Source organism: Paraburkholderia sp., assembly GCF_035501035.1.
GTDB lineage: Bacteria > Pseudomonadota > Gammaproteobacteria > Burkholderiales > Burkholderiaceae > Paraburkholderia.
Window position 1 is genome coordinate 1 of sequence record NZ_DATJWR010000299.1, and the last position, 17,927, is coordinate 17,927.

At 62.6% G+C, this 17,927-nt stretch carries 18 protein-coding genes and 1 pseudogene; 5 read left to right on the plus strand and 14 right to left on the minus strand.

The window, feature by feature from the left end; all coding sequences use genetic code 11:
• Positions 1 to 10: 10 nt before the first annotated feature.
• From VMJ11_RS21990 to VMJ11_RS22005, 4 genes and pseudogenes are all read left to right on the plus strand, one after another.
• Positions 11 to 361 (plus strand): TolC family protein, encoded by a 351-nt coding sequence (locus VMJ11_RS21990; RefSeq protein WP_325621759.1) that lies wholly within the window; start codon positions 11 to 13, stop codon positions 359 to 361.
• Positions 313 to 642, plus strand: a pseudogene (locus VMJ11_RS21995) (hypothetical protein); the annotation flags it as partial. The gene VMJ11_RS21990 and the pseudogene VMJ11_RS21995, both read left to right, overlap by 49 nt.
• On the plus strand, positions 639 to 1,844 hold the full coding sequence (locus VMJ11_RS22000; protein ID WP_325621729.1) for an efflux RND transporter periplasmic adaptor subunit: 1,206 nt from the start codon (positions 639 to 641) through the stop codon (positions 1,842 to 1,844). The pseudogene VMJ11_RS21995 and the gene VMJ11_RS22000, both read left to right, overlap by 4 nt.
• Entirely contained in the window at positions 1,841 to 3,388 is a 1,548-nt protein-coding gene (locus tag VMJ11_RS22005) for a DHA2 family efflux MFS transporter permease subunit (RefSeq protein WP_325621731.1), read from the plus strand. The genes VMJ11_RS22000 and VMJ11_RS22005 overlap by 4 nt, the downstream gene beginning before the upstream one ends.
• A gap of 42 nt (positions 3,389 to 3,430) precedes the next feature.
• On the opposite strand, the gene VMJ11_RS22010 is transcribed toward VMJ11_RS22005, so the two are convergent.
• The 4 genes from VMJ11_RS22010 to VMJ11_RS22025 all read right to left on the minus strand — a co-directional run bounded on the left by VMJ11_RS22010 (position 3,431) and on the right by VMJ11_RS22025 (position 7,608).
• Positions 3,431 to 3,919 carry a MarR family winged helix-turn-helix transcriptional regulator gene (locus VMJ11_RS22010; RefSeq protein ID WP_325621733.1) on the minus strand — a complete coding sequence of 163 codons (489 nt, stop codon included), beginning with the start codon at positions 3,917 to 3,919 and terminating at the stop codon, positions 3,431 to 3,433.
• Between the two features lie 192 nt (positions 3,920 to 4,111).
• Positions 4,112 to 5,875, minus strand: a complete 1,764-nt coding sequence (locus VMJ11_RS22015; protein ID WP_325621735.1) for an MOSC and FAD-binding oxidoreductase domain-containing protein — start codon at positions 5,873 to 5,875, stop codon at positions 4,112 to 4,114.
• Between the two features lie 433 nt (positions 5,876 to 6,308).
• Positions 6,309 to 7,106 carry an acetoacetate decarboxylase gene (locus VMJ11_RS22020; RefSeq protein ID WP_325621737.1) on the minus strand — a complete coding sequence of 266 codons (798 nt, stop codon included), beginning with the start codon at positions 7,104 to 7,106 and terminating at the stop codon, positions 6,309 to 6,311.
• Between the two features lie 166 nt (positions 7,107 to 7,272).
• Positions 7,273 to 7,608: a hypothetical protein gene (locus tag VMJ11_RS22025; RefSeq protein ID WP_325621739.1), complete on the minus strand. Its 336-nt coding sequence runs from the start codon at positions 7,606 to 7,608 to the stop codon at positions 7,273 to 7,275.
• A gap of 42 nt (positions 7,609 to 7,650) precedes the next feature.
• Here VMJ11_RS22025 and VMJ11_RS22030 point away from each other — a divergent pair, with 42 nt between their 5' ends.
• A complete protein-coding gene (locus tag VMJ11_RS22030; protein ID WP_325621741.1) occupies positions 7,651 to 8,976 on the plus strand; it encodes an epoxide hydrolase in 1,326 nt (441 codons plus the stop codon).
• Positions 8,977 to 9,164: 188 nt separating this feature from the next.
• On the opposite strand, the gene VMJ11_RS22035 is transcribed toward VMJ11_RS22030, so the two are convergent.
• The 10 genes from VMJ11_RS22035 to VMJ11_RS22080 all read right to left on the minus strand — a co-directional run.
• Positions 9,165 to 9,596, minus strand: a complete 432-nt coding sequence (locus VMJ11_RS22035) for a biopolymer transporter ExbD (protein ID WP_325621743.1) — start codon at positions 9,594 to 9,596, stop codon at positions 9,165 to 9,167.
• A complete protein-coding gene (locus VMJ11_RS22040) occupies positions 9,593 to 10,291 on the minus strand; it encodes a MotA/TolQ/ExbB proton channel family protein (RefSeq protein ID WP_325621745.1) in 699 nt (232 codons plus the stop codon). The genes VMJ11_RS22035 and VMJ11_RS22040 overlap by 4 nt, the downstream gene beginning before the upstream one ends.
• A gap of 13 nt (positions 10,292 to 10,304) precedes the next feature.
• Positions 10,305 to 11,165, minus strand: a complete 861-nt coding sequence (locus VMJ11_RS22045; protein WP_325621747.1) for an energy transducer TonB — start codon at positions 11,163 to 11,165, stop codon at positions 10,305 to 10,307.
• A 13-nt stretch (positions 11,166 to 11,178) separates the two neighbouring features.
• The gene (gene pqqE / locus VMJ11_RS22050; protein ID WP_325621749.1) at positions 11,179 to 12,294 is read right to left on the minus strand and encodes a pyrroloquinoline quinone biosynthesis protein PqqE; all 1,116 of its coding nucleotides are present in this window, start codon (positions 12,292 to 12,294) and stop codon (positions 11,179 to 11,181) included.
• A 1-nt stretch (position 12,295) separates the two neighbouring features.
• The gene (pqqD, locus tag VMJ11_RS22055; protein WP_325621761.1) at positions 12,296 to 12,583 is read right to left on the minus strand and encodes a pyrroloquinoline quinone biosynthesis peptide chaperone PqqD; all 288 of its coding nucleotides are present in this window, start codon (positions 12,581 to 12,583) and stop codon (positions 12,296 to 12,298) included.
• On the minus strand, positions 12,580 to 13,299 hold the full coding sequence (pqqC, locus tag VMJ11_RS22060) for a pyrroloquinoline-quinone synthase PqqC (RefSeq protein ID WP_414694449.1): 720 nt from the start codon (positions 13,297 to 13,299) through the stop codon (positions 12,580 to 12,582). Before pqqC ends, pqqD begins: the two co-directional genes overlap by 4 nt.
• A 2-nt stretch (positions 13,300 to 13,301) precedes the next feature.
• Positions 13,302 to 14,225, minus strand: a complete 924-nt coding sequence (gene pqqB, locus VMJ11_RS22065; protein WP_325621753.1) for a pyrroloquinoline quinone biosynthesis protein PqqB — start codon at positions 14,223 to 14,225, stop codon at positions 13,302 to 13,304.
• Between the two features lie 66 nt (positions 14,226 to 14,291).
• Complete coding sequence (pqqA, locus tag VMJ11_RS22070; protein ID WP_006485436.1) at positions 14,292 to 14,366, minus strand: pyrroloquinoline quinone precursor peptide PqqA; 75 nt, start codon at positions 14,364 to 14,366, stop codon at positions 14,292 to 14,294.
• 300 nt (positions 14,367 to 14,666) lie between these two features.
• A complete protein-coding gene (locus VMJ11_RS22075; RefSeq protein ID WP_325621755.1) occupies positions 14,667 to 16,652 on the minus strand; it encodes a sigma-54-dependent Fis family transcriptional regulator in 1,986 nt (661 codons plus the stop codon).
• 234 nt (positions 16,653 to 16,886) lie between these two features.
• On the minus strand, positions 16,887 to 17,927 hold a 1,041-nt coding region (locus VMJ11_RS22080; RefSeq protein ID WP_325621757.1), incomplete at its 5' end, for a TonB-dependent receptor domain-containing protein.

The window sequence follows — 17,927 nt, forward strand, 5'->3', positions numbered from 1 at the left end:
GAAGGCGGTCGTGGCGATTGCGCGTTCAGATGCCGAAGCAGCGGGGTTGGATGCGGCCGAAGCCCGCCTGATCATTTCCGCCAGCATCGCACAGACCTATATTGGGCTGGCGAGGGCGCAGCAATTGATTCGGGTTACGAATGAATTCGTGAAAACGCGCGAGGAAGCGCTGGCGCTGACACGAAGCAAGGCCAGATACGCGCTGGCCAGCGAGTTCGATCAACGCACAGCTGAAACCTTGCTCGCTCAGGCGCGGCAGGCAGAGTTGAGGGCCGCCGCGCCAGCGCGGATCTCGACGTCGCGGTTGCGAACTATGACGACTCCGTTCTTCGCGCCGTGCGCGAATCGGCCGACGCATTGACTCAGGTCCGGTTAAGCGATGCCGACCTCGATCAGGAGGACCGCATCGTAGCCGGTTTGCGCGACACCGTGCGGCTGGACGCCGTTCGCACGTCGACGGGACTCGGGTCGAAGCTGGATGCCATCGATAGCGGATTTCGTCTTCTTGAAGCCGAACAGGAACGAGTCGATTTGCAGGCAGAAGGCTTGATCCGTCGCGTACAACTGATCGCCGCGCTTGGCGGCGGATTTATCCCTAACCCATCGACTGCGACGACTTCCCCGTCGGGCAAATCACTGTGACTGAAACAACGCTGACGGCCGGCACGGCCCGATCCAACTCTGCACCCGACCCCAAACTGCCCGGTGACAGCAACAAGCTCCGAACCCGGCAGCGGCTGTTCATGATTTTCGGTCTCGCTGTGGGCATCGCCGCGCTCGTTTGTCTGGTTATGCGTTATTTTGCGCCGGCATTCGAGGAGACAGACGACGCATACGTGGGCGGCAATATCGTGGCGGTGACCGCGCGCGAAGCGGGTACGGTTCTCGCCATCCATGCCGATAACACACAGCGCGTGCTTCGCGGACAGCCGTTGATCGAACTCGATCCGGCCATGGCCAACGTGCAACTCGACGCGGCCGAGGCCGCGCTTGGGCGTGCGGTTCGCGCCGTTCGCGTCAATTCTGCGCAGGTCGACGAGACGGGCGCTGAAATCGTGCAGGCCAAAGCAAACCTCTCAAAGGCGCAGAGCGATTACGCCAGGCGCAAGGACGCGGCGGCAGCGGGCGCGATTTCCGGTGAAGACCTGAGCCATGCCGCCGACGCGGTAACAACGAGTCGCGCGGCACTCGATCTGGCGCAGGCACGTCAAGCGCAGGCCACCAGCACGTTGTCCGGAACGACGATCGAAACCAACCCGCAAGTGCTGGGCGCGATCGCCGAGGTGCGAAGAGCGGGCATCGACGCCAGCTACATGCACATCGTGGCGCCTGTGTCCGGTGTAGTCGCACAACGAACCGTGCAGCTTGGTCAAAAGGTTGCGGCGGGCACGCCACTGATGGCCGTGGTGCCGCTCGACAGCCTATGGGTCGACGCCAATTTTCGCGAGACCCAGCTCGCGGATCTTCGTGTCGGTCAGCCCGCCACGATCACGACCGACGTCTATGGCGGGAAGGTCGTATTCCATGGTCACGTTGAAGGTCTGGGCGCGGGCAGCGGCAATGCCTTCTCTCTCCTGCCGCCGCAGAATGCGACTGGAAACTGGATCAAGATCGTTCAGCGGGTTCCGGTGAGAATTGCGCTCGACCCCGCAGAACTGGAAAAGACGCCGCTGCGAGTGGGTTTGTCGGTCGACGTAGAGGTCGAAACCGCCGACAGCTCGGGGCCCTTCGTGGCGAACAGTGCGCCGCCGGCCGGAGGCGAAGTGGCAAGCCTCGATGGCGGCCCAAAGCTGGACGCGCGCATCCGCGAAATCATTGCGGAGAATGCGGGGCGCAAACCATGAGCGACAGCGCCCGCAGCGGCGGGACGCTTGCACCGCTCGCAGGCATCGCATTGAGCCTGACCTCCGTTGCGCTTGCGCTCGGCAGCTTCATGCAGGTGCTCGACTCGACCATCGCGAATGTATCGCTTCCAACCATCGCCGGAAATCTCGGCGTGAGTACCGATAGCGGTACCTGGGTGATTACGTCGTTCGCCGTTGCCAATGGCGTCACGGTGCCGCTCACCGGCTGGTTCATGGGTCGCTTTGGTGTTGTCCGGACCTTCACGGCGGCGGTACTCGCGTTCACGATCGCGTCGTTTCTTTGCGGTATCGCCTGGAGCCTGCCGTCGCTGATCGTGTTCCGCATTTTGCAGGGCGCGGTGTCGGGCCCGATGGTTCCCGGCAGCCAGGCGTTGCTGCTCGCCATTTTCCCTGCGCAGAAACGCTCAACGGCCCTTGGCATCTGGTCGATGACCGCGATGTCCGCTCCGGTTCTCGGCCCGGTGGTCGGTGGATACATCTCCGATAATTTTCACTGGGGGTGGATCTTTTTGATCAATCTGCCCGTGGGACTGGTGTCCGGCCTCGTGACGTGGAAATTCCTCGCGAAGCGCGACACACCCACGCGCAAGCTACCCATCGACAAAGTGGGAATGGGTCTGCTCGTGTTCTGGGTGTTCAGCCTGCAAACCCTCTTCGATCTGGGCAAAGACCGCGACTGGTTCAACAGCACGCTCATCGTTGTCCTCGCGATCTGCGCAGTGTTGGGCTTTGTGTCCTGGGTGATCTGGGAGCTCACCGAAAGCAGGCCTGCGGTAGACCTGACATTGTTCAAGCGGCGCAACTTCTGCTTCGGCGTTCTGGCAACTTGCCTCGGATACGGGCTGATGTTCTCCAACAATGTCTTGCTGCCACTCTGGCTGCAGGAGCAGATGGGATATACCGCAACGTGGGCCGGGTGCGTGGCGGCGCCGAGCGGTCTCGTCGCGGTGTTGATGACGACGCCGGTCGGGCGGCTGAAGGTAGATCCGCGCTGGATGGCGACCGGCTCCTTTCTGGCGTATGCGGCGGGCTTCTTCTTGCGCTCTTACTACACGCCGGATGCCACTTTCTGGACGCTCGCGCTGCCTCTGTTCCTGCAAGGCTTTGCGCTGAGCATGTTCTTCGTGCCGCTTCTGCATATCCTGCTCGACGGCATACCGCCTGAGCGCGTTCCGTCTGCAACCGGGCTTTCGAACTTTGCGCGCATCACGTCGGGAGGCTTTGCCGCTTCGCTGATTACGACGTTCTGGGATCGGCGCGAGGCATTGCATCAGAGCCGGCTGGTCGAATCGAGCACGCCCTTCTCGCCGCTGTATCGCCAGGCTACCGCGCAACTTCAGGCTCACGGCATGACGCCGTTGCAGGCTGCCGGAGCCCTGATGCGTCAGACCGTCAATCAGGCTTATTTGTTGTCGTCGCTGGACATCTTCTATGCCAGCGGCTGGATGGCGATGGCAATGGTGCTGGTGGTCTGGATTACGCGCAAGCCGAAGCCGGCGGAGCACGTAGCGGCAGCCGACTAGTGCCGGCACGTGCCGTGCGAGCGGATGGAGACGGCACTCGGCTCAATCGGCGTCGTCTCCATCGCCTCGGCTGTTCGTCTCGATGACGCGCTCCATGGAGTCATGGAGCTTTGCAAGAAGACGGATCAGTTCCTCCGCCTCCTGCTTCTTGAAATCGGCGAGAATCTCATTCCAGCTGGCGACCATGACCGGCACCCTTTCGGCATGTTTCGCCTCCCCGGATTTCGTGAGCACCAGACGGACCACCCGTCTATCGGATGAACTCAGGTCACGTTTTACGTAGCCGAGTTCTTCGAGACTATCGATGAGCCGGGTCGTAGCGCCAGTCGCAATGCCCATTGAGCGGGACAACTCCCCTGCGGTCGTGACCGTACCGTCGCGGATCAGCTTTAACGCGGTCCACTGAACGAGCGTCAAATGCTCGTCATCGAAAAGCGAATCGACGCGCGTTACCAACAATCTGTGAATGCGACGCAAGAGCCGGCTAGGAGAGCGTTCGCCGGTCAGGTCGTTCGTTGTCAGTTTCGCCACATTCACTCCTTGCATTATCCACAGTTGAAGATACTTTATCAGAAGAATTAAACATATCGATCTTCTACATATGGAGATGCATCGGTCCGCGCCTCTTTCGCACCTACGGCTTTACACGCCGCGTGGCGCCCCATCTGCAAACCACTCGCAGAACATAGAAAAAAGCACCCCTTCCCATACTTGCAGCGCCGCTCAGATGTCGATTACCACGTCATTGCGCGGCGAGGCGCAGCAGATCAGGACATTTCCTCTGGCAGGCAGTTCGAGCGGATCAGGCTGGTACGCGATGGGCCCAGAGATTAGCCCGCTCTCGCATTTGTGACAGACACCGGCGCGGCAGGCCCAGCGGACCGGGACGTCACATGCCTCCGCCAACTCCAGGATGCTCCCGTAAGCCGAAGCATTCCACCGTGCGGCAATGCCACTGCGCGAGAACGAGACCAGTGGCCCCTCTTTCGCCTCGTCTTTGGGTGGATGCGGAGCACGTACCGAGCTGTTGACGATACCAGGATTCGAGGGCTCGCCGCCGTTGAAAATTTCCGCGTGAATCTGCTGCGCAGCCACACCCAGGTTCGCAAGCGCCTTTTTCATGTCCGCCATGAAGGATGGCGGTCCGCACAAATAGATGTGCGCCTCTCGGGAGACACCCGCCTCGTCGAGCATCGCTTGCGACACATGGCCGGTCGCGTCGAAATCCGCGCCCGCCTGGTCGCGCGAGTTAGGCGCGCTATAGCAGATATAGCAGCGGCCATGGCGCAGGCTGGCCATCAGACGCCGGGTTTCGGCAGCGAACGGGTGATGTGGCCCGTCGTGCGCCATGTGCATCCACAACACCTGTCGCGTCGATCGAGCCGCGGAAAGCGCATGCAACATTGCCAGCACAGGCGTCGCGCCAATGCCAGCGCTTAGGAGTACTACTTTGGCGTCCCCTGGCTCAAGAATGAAACTTCCGCGCGGCGCGCTGACGTCGAGCACGTCACCCGACCGGACATGCTGGCGCAGGTAGGTTCCCGCCGCACCGTGCGGCTCGATCTTCACACTGATCCGATAGCTTTCTGTCGAAATAGAACCCGAAAGCGAGTAGCTGCGGAAAAGCGATGGCCCTCCTACGACCGGCACGAGGCGTAGCACCACGTATTGGCCGGGTAAGGCGCTCTGCAGCGGTAGTCCGTCCGTGCTCCCGAATGTCAGCGAGAAGACGTCTGCCGATTCCTGTTCGATCGCCGTAACCTTGAGCGGTCGAAAGCCTGGTGCAACGGGATATGAAGCGATTGCAGGTGTAAGGCCGACATTTCCTGTCGATGCTCCTGTAATGCAGTTCTGCAGCAACGCATCGAACGACCCGTGCCATCCCGGGGAAAGCGCCTCGATTCGCAAAGCGCGCTCCAGTCCGTCGCGCGGATGATCGGCTGAATACAAGAGCGCGTTGATTTCAGTGACAGTCATTCGCTCGCTGGCCTCTCCTACCTTCACGATCTCGTCGCCGGCGCCTACTTCACCCTCCTCCAGGACGCGAAAGTAGAACCCCGGCCGGCCGCTCGCAGTCAGGAATGCCGGCATCCGGGCCTCATTCATTCGAATACCGACACGGTAGCAGGTGACACGAGGTTGCGTGACCTCGAACAATGCGCTTCCGATCCGATAGCGGTCGCCTATGCACACCGCAAGGTCGGGCATGTCTTCGACCGTAAAATTTTCGCCGAACTGTCCGTAGACGAAGTCCGTCCGGTTCAACTGCTCTTGCCAATAGCGATACGATTCGATCTGATAGACGAAGACAGCCCGGTGCTCGCCCCCGTGTCCAGCCAGATCGCCTTGCCCGTCTCCATCCAGATTCAATCGCCTCGCACGACAACGACCTTGTACCGGCGTCTTCCAGATTCCGGTGCGCACAGTGCGCCCCTTCCACGCCATGTCGCGCGGAAGTCCAACGTTCACCGATAGCAGCCGGGCCATGGTTCGTCTCCTCAGCCAGTTACACGTTGTCAAAATGCGGGCCAGCTCTTGCGCCACACGGCGTCGCCGGCAAGAAGTCGTGCCGGTGTGGTCGGTGGCAGCGCCAGCACCTGATATTACCCCTATCCAGCGGCGATTTTTCGCCCCACCGCTACGGCCGCGACCGGCGTGTCACGAGCAGTTTGCGATACGGTGCCGGGCTGACGATGCAGCTCATGCGTCACGAAACCCTGTTCGTCGATCGGCGCAATAATCTGGATACCCGAGTTCGACACGAGCACGTCAAGCCCGCCGTGGCACTCGCGAGATTCAGGTCTGCAATGATCACTGCGGCCCAATACGCACCAGACTTAATTCGCATATCTAACCAATTACGCCTGCCGCGCCGATGACGAGCGCGACCTTGTTCTTCAATGGCATGTTGCTTTCCTTCCTATAGGTTCACAGACTCCAACTGGTCGAGCGCGAGCTTCGCGGCCCCAGTCGGCGCCAGATAGTCGAACGCGACTTCGGCGACGTCCAGCGTGAGATTGACAATTACATGGCGAGCGCCGACTACTCGCCTCACCGGCAGATCGGCGACGGGCGCCAACGCGTGAGGATGCAATTCAAGGGCGGCGGGACCCGTCCATGCCCCGAGCACGCTCACATCGCGCAAATAGAAACGTACGAGTTCGCATACGCGCGCCGAACCATCAACATGCGGGATGACTTTCAGAAGATAATTCGGTGTCTCCGCAAGCCTTCTGCGTTCGGCCTCGATATCGATCGGCACGTGCTTGAAGCCCATCGTGCCGGTTGCGATACGCTGTGTGCCGTAGTCGAGCGTGCCGAGCAACGTGTCATTGCCGTCGACACTCAACCTCGGCCGGGCCAGCTTCTTCGGGAAGCCCCAGATTTCCCGGCCGCCGGCAATCGGCCCCTCGTCATCCAGATACATCGAATGCGTATAGCTGCCAAGGCGCCCTTGCTGGTCGCGCACGGAAATGACCTGGCCACTCTCGGTGTACTCACCGAAGCCCGACGAATCAGGCATGCGAATGAATTCGTAATGCACGATATCGTCTTCCGGATGCAACGGCTCCGGCAGGACCGCGCGCAACGCATCGAAATCGGTCTCATACGAAATAATAAAGTACTCCCGATTGATGAAGCGATACGGCGGTCGAGGATAGGCAGGATTGTGAACCGGCATCGCAAAGGCATTGCCTCGAATTGAATCGATATTCATTTGAATTCCTCTATAAATGGCGGCGGGTGTAGCGCCGATCCAATAGTGGGGACAAGCTGAATGCAGCAGGAGCCGCCATCCACCAACTGGGTTCATAGGCTACTGCAACGCGATAGACGAATTGATTCCCGCCAGACACAACTGTTTCTTTACTGTGCACATTTACTCAAAGGGTCTGTTCGCGCAGAGTGCCCTTGGGTACGCCCGGCTGCGGCTGGCGCTCAGCCTGGTTCTGTGCCGCATGTTCATCCGCGCGCACGTAACCGCCTCCTGTTGGGAGCAGTATGACGAACTTGTTCCCGACCGACACAACTGTTCTTCTATAGCAGGCGTTTACCCGAAGTTCTTGCGTACACACAATGCTTTGCACTACCACGGACCCCGGTGTGTGGTTGATCAAGGCGGTAACGATGTAAGGCCGGCCAACCGGCAGCTTGTGTAGATTCGGCTCGATTGCGCAATCGCGGAAGTGTTTGCTCGGGATATTGAGTTGCTGCTGCATCCATCGCTCCGTCACTCGTACTCATTGGCAACAGGAGCTTGCATGCCAGACAATATCCTTCCCCAGACCCCGTCACGCCGTCGCTTCATTGGCGTGGCTGCGGCCACCATTGCAGCGGGCGCATTGAGCCAGCTCGCTTTCGCAGAGACGAATCACGCCGTCGCTGAAGTCGCGCAGTCGCCCGGCGGTGACAAGACCGCTATTCGTCCACTTCGTGTGCATGCGCCGGAATCGCAACTCATCGATTTGAAAAGGCGAATCAACGCGACGAGGTGGCCTGAGCGCGAAACGGTGCCTGACGCGTCGCAGGGCGTTCAACTCGCGACAATGCAGGAGCTCGCTCGCTATTGGGCGGCTGATTATGACTGGCGAAAAGTCGAAGCGAGGCTGAACGCGCTGCCGCAATTCGTCACCGAGATTGATGGGCTCGACATTCATTTCATCCACGTTCGTTCGAAACATGAGAACGCGTTGCCGATGATCATCACGCATGGATGGCCCGGCTCGATCATCGAGCAGTTGAAGATCATCGATCCGCTGACCAATCCAACGGCCCATGGCGATGCAGCATCGGACGCCTTCGACGTCGTGATTCCGTCGCTCCCGGGCTACGGGTTCTCAGGCAAACCGACAGCGACCGGCTGGGATCCTGCTCGCATTGCACGCGCCTGGATCGTACTAATGAAGCGTCTCGGATACACGCGTTATGTCGCGCAAGGCGGCGATTGGGGCAATGCAGTCACGGAGCAGATGGCCCTGCTGGCGCCGCCCGAACTGCTGGGCATTCACACCAACATGCCGGCCACCGTGCCGGACAATATTGCAGCGGCGCTCAAATTGGGCGAGCCGGCGCCAGCGGGCCTTTCGGCCGACGAGAAGCACGCCTTCGATCAGCTCGACTATTTCTACAAGCACGGCCTTGGCTACGCATTGGAGATGGCGAACCGTCCGCAATCACTGTACGGGATCGAAGATTCACCGGTCGGCCTCGCCGCATGGATGCTCGACCACGACGCCAGCAGCCAGGCACTGATCGCACGCGTGTTCGACGGCAAGTCCGAGGGTCTCACGCGAGACGACATTCTCGACAACGTCACGCTCTATTGGCTCACGAACACGGCCATTTCTTCGGCTCGTCTGTATTGGGAAAACAAGCTCAACTTTTTCGCCCCGAAGCACGTTGCCATCCCGGTTGGCGTCAGCGTCTTTCCGGATGAAATCTACGCCGCCCCGCAAAGTTGGACGGCAAAAGCGTATCCGAGGCTGATTCACTTTAACCGTCTCCCCAAAGGGGGACACTTTGCGGCCTGGGAGCAACCGCAAGCTTTCTCGGAGGAGGTCCGCGCGACGTTTAGGTCGCTGCGTTGAGCGCAAAGATGCAGGCGACGCTGTCATGGGTCGCCTGCGTTCAGCCAGCCGGCGCGAATCGGCGATCTACAGTGACCACCCGACGGCAAGCTGTGGCCTGGAACAGCGAACCCGCAGTGCACTTTGGCGTTCCTGCGCACCCGGGATTGACCGACAAAGCGGGATTCGATTCGACGCCCATGGACCGCCTACTGCGCCTCCTGTTTGGCGGTGGTCGGCTCGGTCACGAAGCCGACGTTCGCGAGCCCAGCGGCGCTCGTAGCCGCGAGCAGCCTGGCGACGTGCCCATACGGCGTCGCGCGGTCAGCCCAGAGCCGGATCTCGGGCTGCGGCGCGAGCCGCGCGGCTGCCGCGAGGCGCGCCGCAAGACTGGACTCCTGAACGGGCTGCGCATTCCAGCGCATATGACCCGCTGCGTCGACGACGATGTCGATGTGCGGCGTCGCCAGTTGCTCGCGCTGGCTGTTCGCCCGCGGCAAGGTGAGGTTCGCGGCATGGTGCAAAGCCGGTAGCGTCAGCATGAAAATGACGAGCAGCACCAGCATCACGTCGATCAGCGGTGTCATGTTGATATCCGCGGCCGGCATCGCTTCGTCATCGAAATCCAGATCGTCGCTCATACCCGCTCCCGCACGCTCGTCAGCACCGGTGGCGCGGCGCCCGTCAACAACTGCGCATGCAGCCCGTACGCGAAGCGATTGAGTTGCGCGACGATATCGCGAGACAGACGCGCGAGCGTTTGATAGCCGAGTACGGCCGGAATCGCGACACACAAGCCCAGCGCCGTCATGATGAGCGCCTCGCCCACTGGCCCCGCCACGTGCTCGATGCTCGCGTCGCCACTCGCGCCAAGCGCCAGCAGCGCATGGTAGATCCCCCACACGGTGCCGAGCAGCCCGACGAATGGCGCAGTGCTGCCTATCGAGGCCAGCAGGCCCAGGCCGCGCTGCAGACGCATCGAGCTCTCGCCGACTGAAGCTCTGAGGCTGCGCAGCAGCCATTCGCTGAGGTCGCTGCGCGCGCGGCGCTCGATACCGCTGGCCTCATGGTGTGCGAGTACACGCTGGCCAGCGCTCGCCAGATCGAAGAACGGCGTACCGGGCCGGCCTAGCGTATCCATGCCATCGGCGATTCCGCTTGCGTCCCAGAAGCGCCGCTGCGCGAGCCCTCCGTGGCGACGCAAGCTCGCGAACTCGATCGCCTTCAATGCCATCACCGACCAGGAAGCGATCGACATCGCGACCAGCAACACCGCGATGAAGCGTGTCATCGGATCGCCCTGGGCCCACAGGTGCGTGATTCCATACGTTGGCATGACGTCCTCCGTTTCATTCGGTGAGATTGAACGTGACCGGCACGTCGGCCCGCACCGGCACAGACCTGCCATCCTCCATATAGGGCTGGCAGTGGCTCACGAGCGCCGCGTCGCGCGCCGCCTCGTCGAGGCGCGCATAGCCGCTGCTGGAAACGACACGCGCGGCCGACACACGCCCGTCCACGGCGGTTTCGAGCTCGATGACGGCTGTGCCCGCCTCCGCCCGGCGCAACGACTGCGCGGGATAGTCGGGTTTCGCCAGTGCGCAGTCGAGATGTGCGACGCGACGCGGTGCGTCGCGAGCCGGCGCGGCAAGCGCTTGCGGCTCCGGTGCATGATCGGACGGCGCGGCTTGCGCTTGCGACTGCGCTTGCGCTTGCGCTTGCGCCGCATGATCGGCCCGCGTGGCCCGCGACTGCGGCTCGGCAACAGCTTGCGGCGGCCTCGCTGCTTCGGGTGGCGTTTCAGTGTGTGGCGGCGGGGCCGCCGCGGACACTGGCGCTGCTGGACGGGGCAGGTCTCTCGCATGCGTCAGCGGCGCGGGACGCGCCTGCGGCATCGCAGTAATGTTTCGCACTGTTTCATGATTTGGCCGGCCAGCCGACGGTGTTTGCGCGTCTCCTTCGCTCTCCGGCAACATCGCCTGCATCGGAGCGATGATTGCGGCGGCAATCGTCGTCACTCGCACCAGTTCGGCGTGCGGCGGCGGCGCGTTGCGCACCAGCAGGGCGAACAGCGCGGCGTGCAGCGCGACCACGCCCGCGACCACGACGATAATCGCTGCATGGCGCCGCCTCGGGTCCGGCCGCGCGACCGCACGCTTACGAGGCATCGCGCCATCTTCATCATCGAGGCGCGCGACGACCGAGCCCATGAAAATTCTCCGTTCAAAGCGCCAGCGAGTTCTGCTTGCTGCGAAACACGAGTGGCCGCTCGTCGTCGCGTTTCGGCTTTCTTGCAAGCGCCACTGCCTGCACGATCCGATCGTGATGCGGCGACTTCGCGCACGCTGGGTCGGCCGCGGCCGGATCGCCCGTTAGCAACCAGGACTGGCAGCGGCAGCCGCCATGATCGACATGGCGCTCGTCGCAGCTTCGGCAGGGCTCGCGCATCCAGCTGTCGCCGCGAAACGCGTTGAACGCATCGCTCTCGTACCAGATCTGCCTGAGCGGCACGTCGCGCACGTTGGGCAGCACGAGGCCCGGCAGCGAGCGCGCCGCATGACACGGCAGTGCCGCGCCGTCCGGCGCGACGCCGAGAAACACCGTCCCCCACCCGTTCATGCACGCTTTCGGGCGCTGCTCAAAGTAGTCGGGCACGACGAAAAGAATCCTGCACCGTTCGCCGATGCGGGCGCGATAGCGGTTCACGGTCTCCTCGGCCTCGTGCAGCTGTTCGGCGGTCGGCATCAACTGGTCGCGGTTCAGCCTTGCCCAGCCGTAGTATTGCGTGTTCGCGAGTTCGAGGTAGTCGGCCCCGAGTTCGAGCGCCAGCTCGATGATTTGCCCCACGTGCGGCAGATTGAACCGGTGCAGCACACAGTTGAGGACCATCGGATAGCCATGCGCCTTGATGAGCTGCGCAACATTGCGCTTGAGCTCGAATGTGCGCGTGCTCGTGAGGAAGTCGTTGAGCTCGCGCGTCGAATCTTGAAGCGATAGCTGGATATGGTCGAGCCCGGCCTCCCTGAGCCGCTCGATGCGCGCGGCATTCAGGCCAACGCCTGACGTGATCAGGTTCGTGTAGAAGCCAATCTTGCGCGCATGGGCGACGAGCGTTTCCAGATCATCGCGCAGCAGCGGCTCGCCGCCAGAAAAGCCAATCTGCGCGGCGCCCAGTTCGCGCGCGGCGCTAATTGTCGCGAGCCAGCTATCGGTGTCGAGTTCTTCGCCGTGCCGCGCAAAGTCGACGGGGTTGTAGCAGAACGCGCAATGCAGCGGGCACCGGTAAGTCAGCTCGGCGAGCAGCCACAACGGCGGCGTGTGGGAAGTGTCGGGTGCCATGTCAGTCGAGCCAGCCGCGCAGCCGCGCGTGATCGAGAAACCGGTAGACGTCCGGCGCGAGTTCGAAGGTGCTGAACAGGCGCTCGAGCTCTTCGATGATCTCGTCGAGTTCGTGCGCACCGTCGCAACGCGCGAGTATCTCGCCGGCGCTCGAATTGAGCTTCACCATGCCCTCGGGATAGAGCAGCACGTAAGCGTTCTGCGTCGCCTCCCACTGCAGGCGGTACATGCCGCGCAAGCGGGGACGCAGCGGCACGCCGCTGCCTGCATCAGGCGCAATCGAATTCATACGGGCCATGCCTTTTCGACCGCATCGAGGATCGACCAGAGGATATCGAGCTTGAACTGCAGGATGTCGAGCGCGCGCCGCTGCTCGCTCGCCGTGCGGAAATGGCTCAGCGTCACTTCGAGCCCGTGTTCGACGTCGCGCTGCGCGAGCGGCACGCGGCTGCGGAAATACTGAAGCCCTTGCGGCTCGATCCATGGGTAATGGGAGGGCCAGCCGGCAAGCCGCTCGAGGTGGATATGCGGCGCGAACATTTCGGTGAGCGAAGAGCAGACTGCCTCCTGCCACGGCGCGCGGCGCGCGAAGTTCACGTAGGCATCCACCGCGAAGCGCACGCCAGGCAACACATGCTGCTGCGACCACATCGTCGGGCGGTCAATCCCGACCGCCTCTCCGAGCCTCACCCAGGCCTCGATGCCGCCTTCGTCGTCGCCCCGCCCATCGTGGTCGACGAGCCGCTGGATCCAGCGGCGGCGTGTCTCGCGGTCCGGGCAATTCGACAGGATCGCTGCGTCCTTGAGCGGGATATTGACCTGGTAGTAAAAGCGGTTCGCGACCCAGCCGCGAATCTGCTCGGGCGAACAGCATCCGCTGTTGAGCCGCTGGTTGAACGGATGATGGATGTGATAACCCGCTTCGAGCGCGCGCAGCTTCGACTCGAATTCCTTCGCACTCCAAGGCATATCGTGCGCTTGATGGAACATGATCGGTGCGTTCATCGTCATACCTCGAACTGCATGCCGTCTCGGGCCACGTCGATACCGTGTGCGCGCAATTGCGCGTGCTCAACGGAACGCGGGTCGAGAATCGGATTCGTGTTGTTGATATGCGTGAGCACCTTGCGCGTGCCACGCGGCAACGTATCGAGCCAGTCGATCATGCCCGGCCGGCCGTCCTCGCCTCGCTGCGCGAGATGACCAATTTCGGCCGCATGCTTCGTCGAGAGCCCAAGATCGATCATCTCAGTCGCGGTCCAGAACGTGCCGTCAACCAGCACCAGGTCCGCGCCGCGCATGGCGCCAAGCACGTCGGCGTTCATCTGGGCGAGCCCCGGCGCGTAGAACGCACGCCTTCCAGTGTCCAGATTATCGATCAGGAGTGCGATGTTATCGCCAGGCGCCGCCGACTCACGGCGCGGTGAATAGGGAGGGGGCTTGCTTTCCACCGGTATCGCGGTGAAGCGGATACCCTCACAGGCAGCAACCGAGAACGGCTCGCCCGGCACGACCATATGCGTTTGCACGCCGCAATAGTGGCCGAGCAGTGGAACGAGCGGCAGCCCGGTCGAAAGGTCGTCGAGCACCGGCGCGCATGCATAGAGCGGCAGCGGCGAGGTGCGTTCGCGCATCATCAAGAGACCCGTCACGTGGTCGATCTGCGCATCGCAGAGCACGACGGCCACGATAGCACTGTCACGCATCGCGCGCGCCGGCTGCAGATCGGGATGCGAGCGCAGCTGTGCGAGCAGATCCGGCGAAGCGTTGACGAGCACCCACTCCACGCCGTTGCCGCTCACTGCTATCGAAGACTGCGTGCGCGGCAGCAGATCGCCGCCCGATTGCCGCGCACGCCGGCAGTTCGCGCAGTTGCAGTTCCATTGTGGCAGGCCGCCGCCCGCACCCGAGCCCAGTATCCTGATCTTCATGATCGTTCGCTTCGCATGCCGCCCGCTTCGACTCCAGAGTCTGGAAGACGGCATGCAGCCTCATGTTCAGCGATTGGCGATATACATCGTGATTTCAAAGCCGAAACGCAGGTCGGTGTATGAGGGGGTTGTCCATTGCATGACGTGTCTCCTTGTTTGCGATTGGGTTGAAGTACCGCATGGATGTGCGGTCGATCTCTTCAAAGCAAGGGCTGTGCCGATGTCGATCCTGAGAGCGTGCACGGCATGCGCACCGCGTGTGAAGGGCGTCCTCGTGGAAACCCCTTGTTTGTGCAGACGTAAAGAAGTCGAATGCGGGACACGTAAAGCGTCCGCGTGGCAAGCGGTGTTGCGTTTTGGAACACGGGTGCTGCAAGACGAAACACCCGTGTGACAGCGGAAATGCCAGGTGAGCAGCCTCGATATGAGGCGCCGAACGCGTTACGCGTCGCCGGACCCGCGCGTGGGATCCACGGCGGGCATCTTGCGGTAGATGGTATTGCGCGACACGCCCAGTGCCCGCGCCGCGGCCGATACGTTGCCGCCATGCCGTGCGAGCGTGGCCGCGATCATCGTAACGGTGACGTCCTGCAGTCGCGCATCCTCCAGTACGAACGCATCGGCCGCGGCTAGCGCGTCCGGCAAAGGCTGCGGGCTGGCGCCGCAACGCAGATCGTCAAAGAAGTCGTCGGGCAGATGATCGCGCCGTATCTGCCCGTCATCGTCGACCATCGCCGCGGCGGTACGCAGCAGGTTGCCGAGTTGCCGGAAGTTGCCAGGCCACGCGCAGCGCTCGAACAGGGCCATCACGTCCGGCGCGACGCTGAGCGGCTGCTGGTTCGCACGCCCTTGCGATTCGCGATGCAGCAGCTTCTCGATCACAACTGCGAGATCCGTGCGATCGCGCAGCGGCGGCAAACGAACCACGAGGCCATTGAGCCGGTAATAAAGATCCTCGCGGAAGCGGCTCTGCGCGATCATCTCGCGCAAATCGCGGTGCGTTGCGCAGATGATGGCGATATCGACGGGAATCGACTTCGTCGAGCCGAGCGGATTGATCACGCGCTCCTGCAACACGCGCAGGAGGCGCACTTGCAGCGGGTACGGCATGTCGCCGATTTCGTCGAGAAACAGCGTGCCCCCGTTCGCCTGCAACAGCTTGCCCGCCGCGCCCTTGCGGCGCGCGCCCGTAAAAGCGCCCTCCTCGTAGCCGAACAGCTCGGATTCGATCAGCGTCTCGGGAATCGACGCGCAATTCACCGCGACGAACGGCTGGTCGCGGCGCGGCGAATCGTTGTGAATGGCCTGCGCGAGCAGTTCCTTGCCCGTTCCGGTTTCGCCGGTGACCAGCACCGGGATGTCCTTGCCGATCACCTTGCGGACCTTCGCGATCACGAGCGCCACCTGGGGGTCGCCCGTGTCGAGATAGCTGAGCCGGGAGAGCCCAGCGGACGCCGGCTGCGCGGCCGCGCATACGACGGAACGCGCAGTGGCATGTACGTCAACCGGCCGGCTGCCTTCGGCGAGCGCTGCGCGCCTGAACTGCACGCGCGCGCAGACAACCGCGCCGTTGGACACGTTCAGCGTCACGAGCGGATCGAGGCTTGCACGCGCGCGGTCGATCAGTTGTGCGCTCGTGGTCTGAAACAGCGACGACAGCGTATGCGCGCGCAGCGCGGCGAGCGACATGCCTAGCTGGAACTGCGCGCTGCGGTTCGCCGAGAGGAAACGACCGTCGCTCGTGAACGCGACGATCCCTTCCATCAGCGTGCCAAGGAACTCCGGGCGGACGTGAAAGGACACCTGAAGCGTTTCCTGAAAAGTCGTCTCGAACAGATGATTCTCGATCATCTGCACGGACATCCTCGCGAGCGCCATCGTGTGCTGGTGATAGCTGCGGTGGTCGCCCGTCACGTCGAGCACGCCGATCACGTCGCCGTACGGATCGAAGATCGGCACGCTCGAACAGGTCAGGAAGCGGTTCGCCGCAAGGTAGTGCTGGTCGCCGTGGACCACCATCGCACAGCGCTCGGCGAGCGCGGTGCCGATCGCATTGGTGCCCTGCCGGTCCTCGGCCCAGTTCGCGCCGGGCCGCAAGGCGACCTTTTCCGCGCGCTGCAGGAAGTCGTCATCACCGATCGAATGCAGGATCAGGCCTTCGGCGTTCGTCAACACGATCATGCTTTGCGTGTTGACGATCTGCTCGTGCAGCGTCTCCATGACCGGCGTCGCATGGACGCACAGCACGCGGTTCTGTTCGCGCTTCAGTTCGAGCCCTGCGCCCGAGAGCACGTCGTAATCGGGTCTCGCTGAAGCTCGCAATCCGAACGTTTCCGAGCGTTCGTGCGCTTTCTGGATTGCCGGCGCTGGCCAGCCACTGGGCAATACGGCTGCCTGCCCGGCAAGCCGATGAACGTCGTCGCGCATGATCTCCTCCACCATTGACCGGTGCCTTGCCGGACATTTCAATGTCTCTTTTAGCAAGCTCCGGGCCAACCGGTTTGCGCCGAACGCGCGCGCGACGCGCAACACGCTATGTAAGCGAACCGTATGCAAGACTGCACGCCTCACGAATGCATGCCGCGACGTTCGCCAAACGTCAGTAATACCGCAGATCGCCCGCATAGCGAAATGCGGACTCACCCCGATTCGCGCATGCTCTCAGTCCCACGCGTAATGGAGACCCACCCAGACGCCGCGCGGCGCACCCGGACCGACGAATTGCTCGTTCACGGGATTCGCGCCGTCGAATGTGTGGCCCGGGCCGTTGAAGAAGTTCTGGCCGAGCACACCGAAGCTCGCATAGCGCCTGTTGAACAGGTTCGTAATGTTTGCGTACACCTCCAGCCGCTTCGTGATGTGATAGCGCGTATCGAGATCGACGAGGAGGTAGCCCGCGATCTTTCCATTGATGTCCTGATTATTTTCGTCGCCTTGCGCATACACGCCGCTGCGCCACGTGACGTTCGTGCCGAGGCTCCACTTCGCCGTCGCGGCGTAGTCGAGCCGCAATTTGACTGCGTGGGCCGGAATGCCCGGCACATGGTCGCCCGGCTTGACCGTCACGATGCCGTTCGCGTTGGCCGCCGAATTCGCCGCGCTCTGCTCAGTCCACGTCGAGCGGTAGGTTGCTTCCACGTAGCTGTAATTCAGGCTGACCCCGACGGGACCGAACGTGGTGTGACCCGCGAGCTCGATCCCCTGGCGGCGCGTCTTGCCGACGTTCTGGAAATAGCCCTGAGTACTGCCTGCTTCGCTGACGAATTCGATGTCATTGGAAAGCGTGGTGCGGTACGCGGCGGCGCTCCAGGTGGTCGATTCGCCGATTCGGCCGCGCGCGCCCGCCTCGAACGTCTTCGAGATCACCGGCGCAAGTGCCGGGTCGGCAACGAAGTCGTTCGGCAGCGAGCACGGCGCCGCCGGGTCGGCACAGGCCAGCTCGATCGCAGTCGGCGCACGCATGCCTTCGTTGTAAGTCGCATAGACGGTGACAGCGGGCAGCGGATTCCAGTTGAGCCCCACGGCCGGATTGAAGCGCGAGAACGTGTGATAGCCGTCGAGCAGCGGCTGCAAGCCGCTCTCGTCGCCAATGCGCGCGCTCGACCAGTCGTAGCGCCCCGATAGCGTGAGTGTCCACTGCGGGGTCAGCGAAAGCGTCTCGTTCAGGTAGACGCCATAGTTCACGTTGCGCGTCTTTGCATC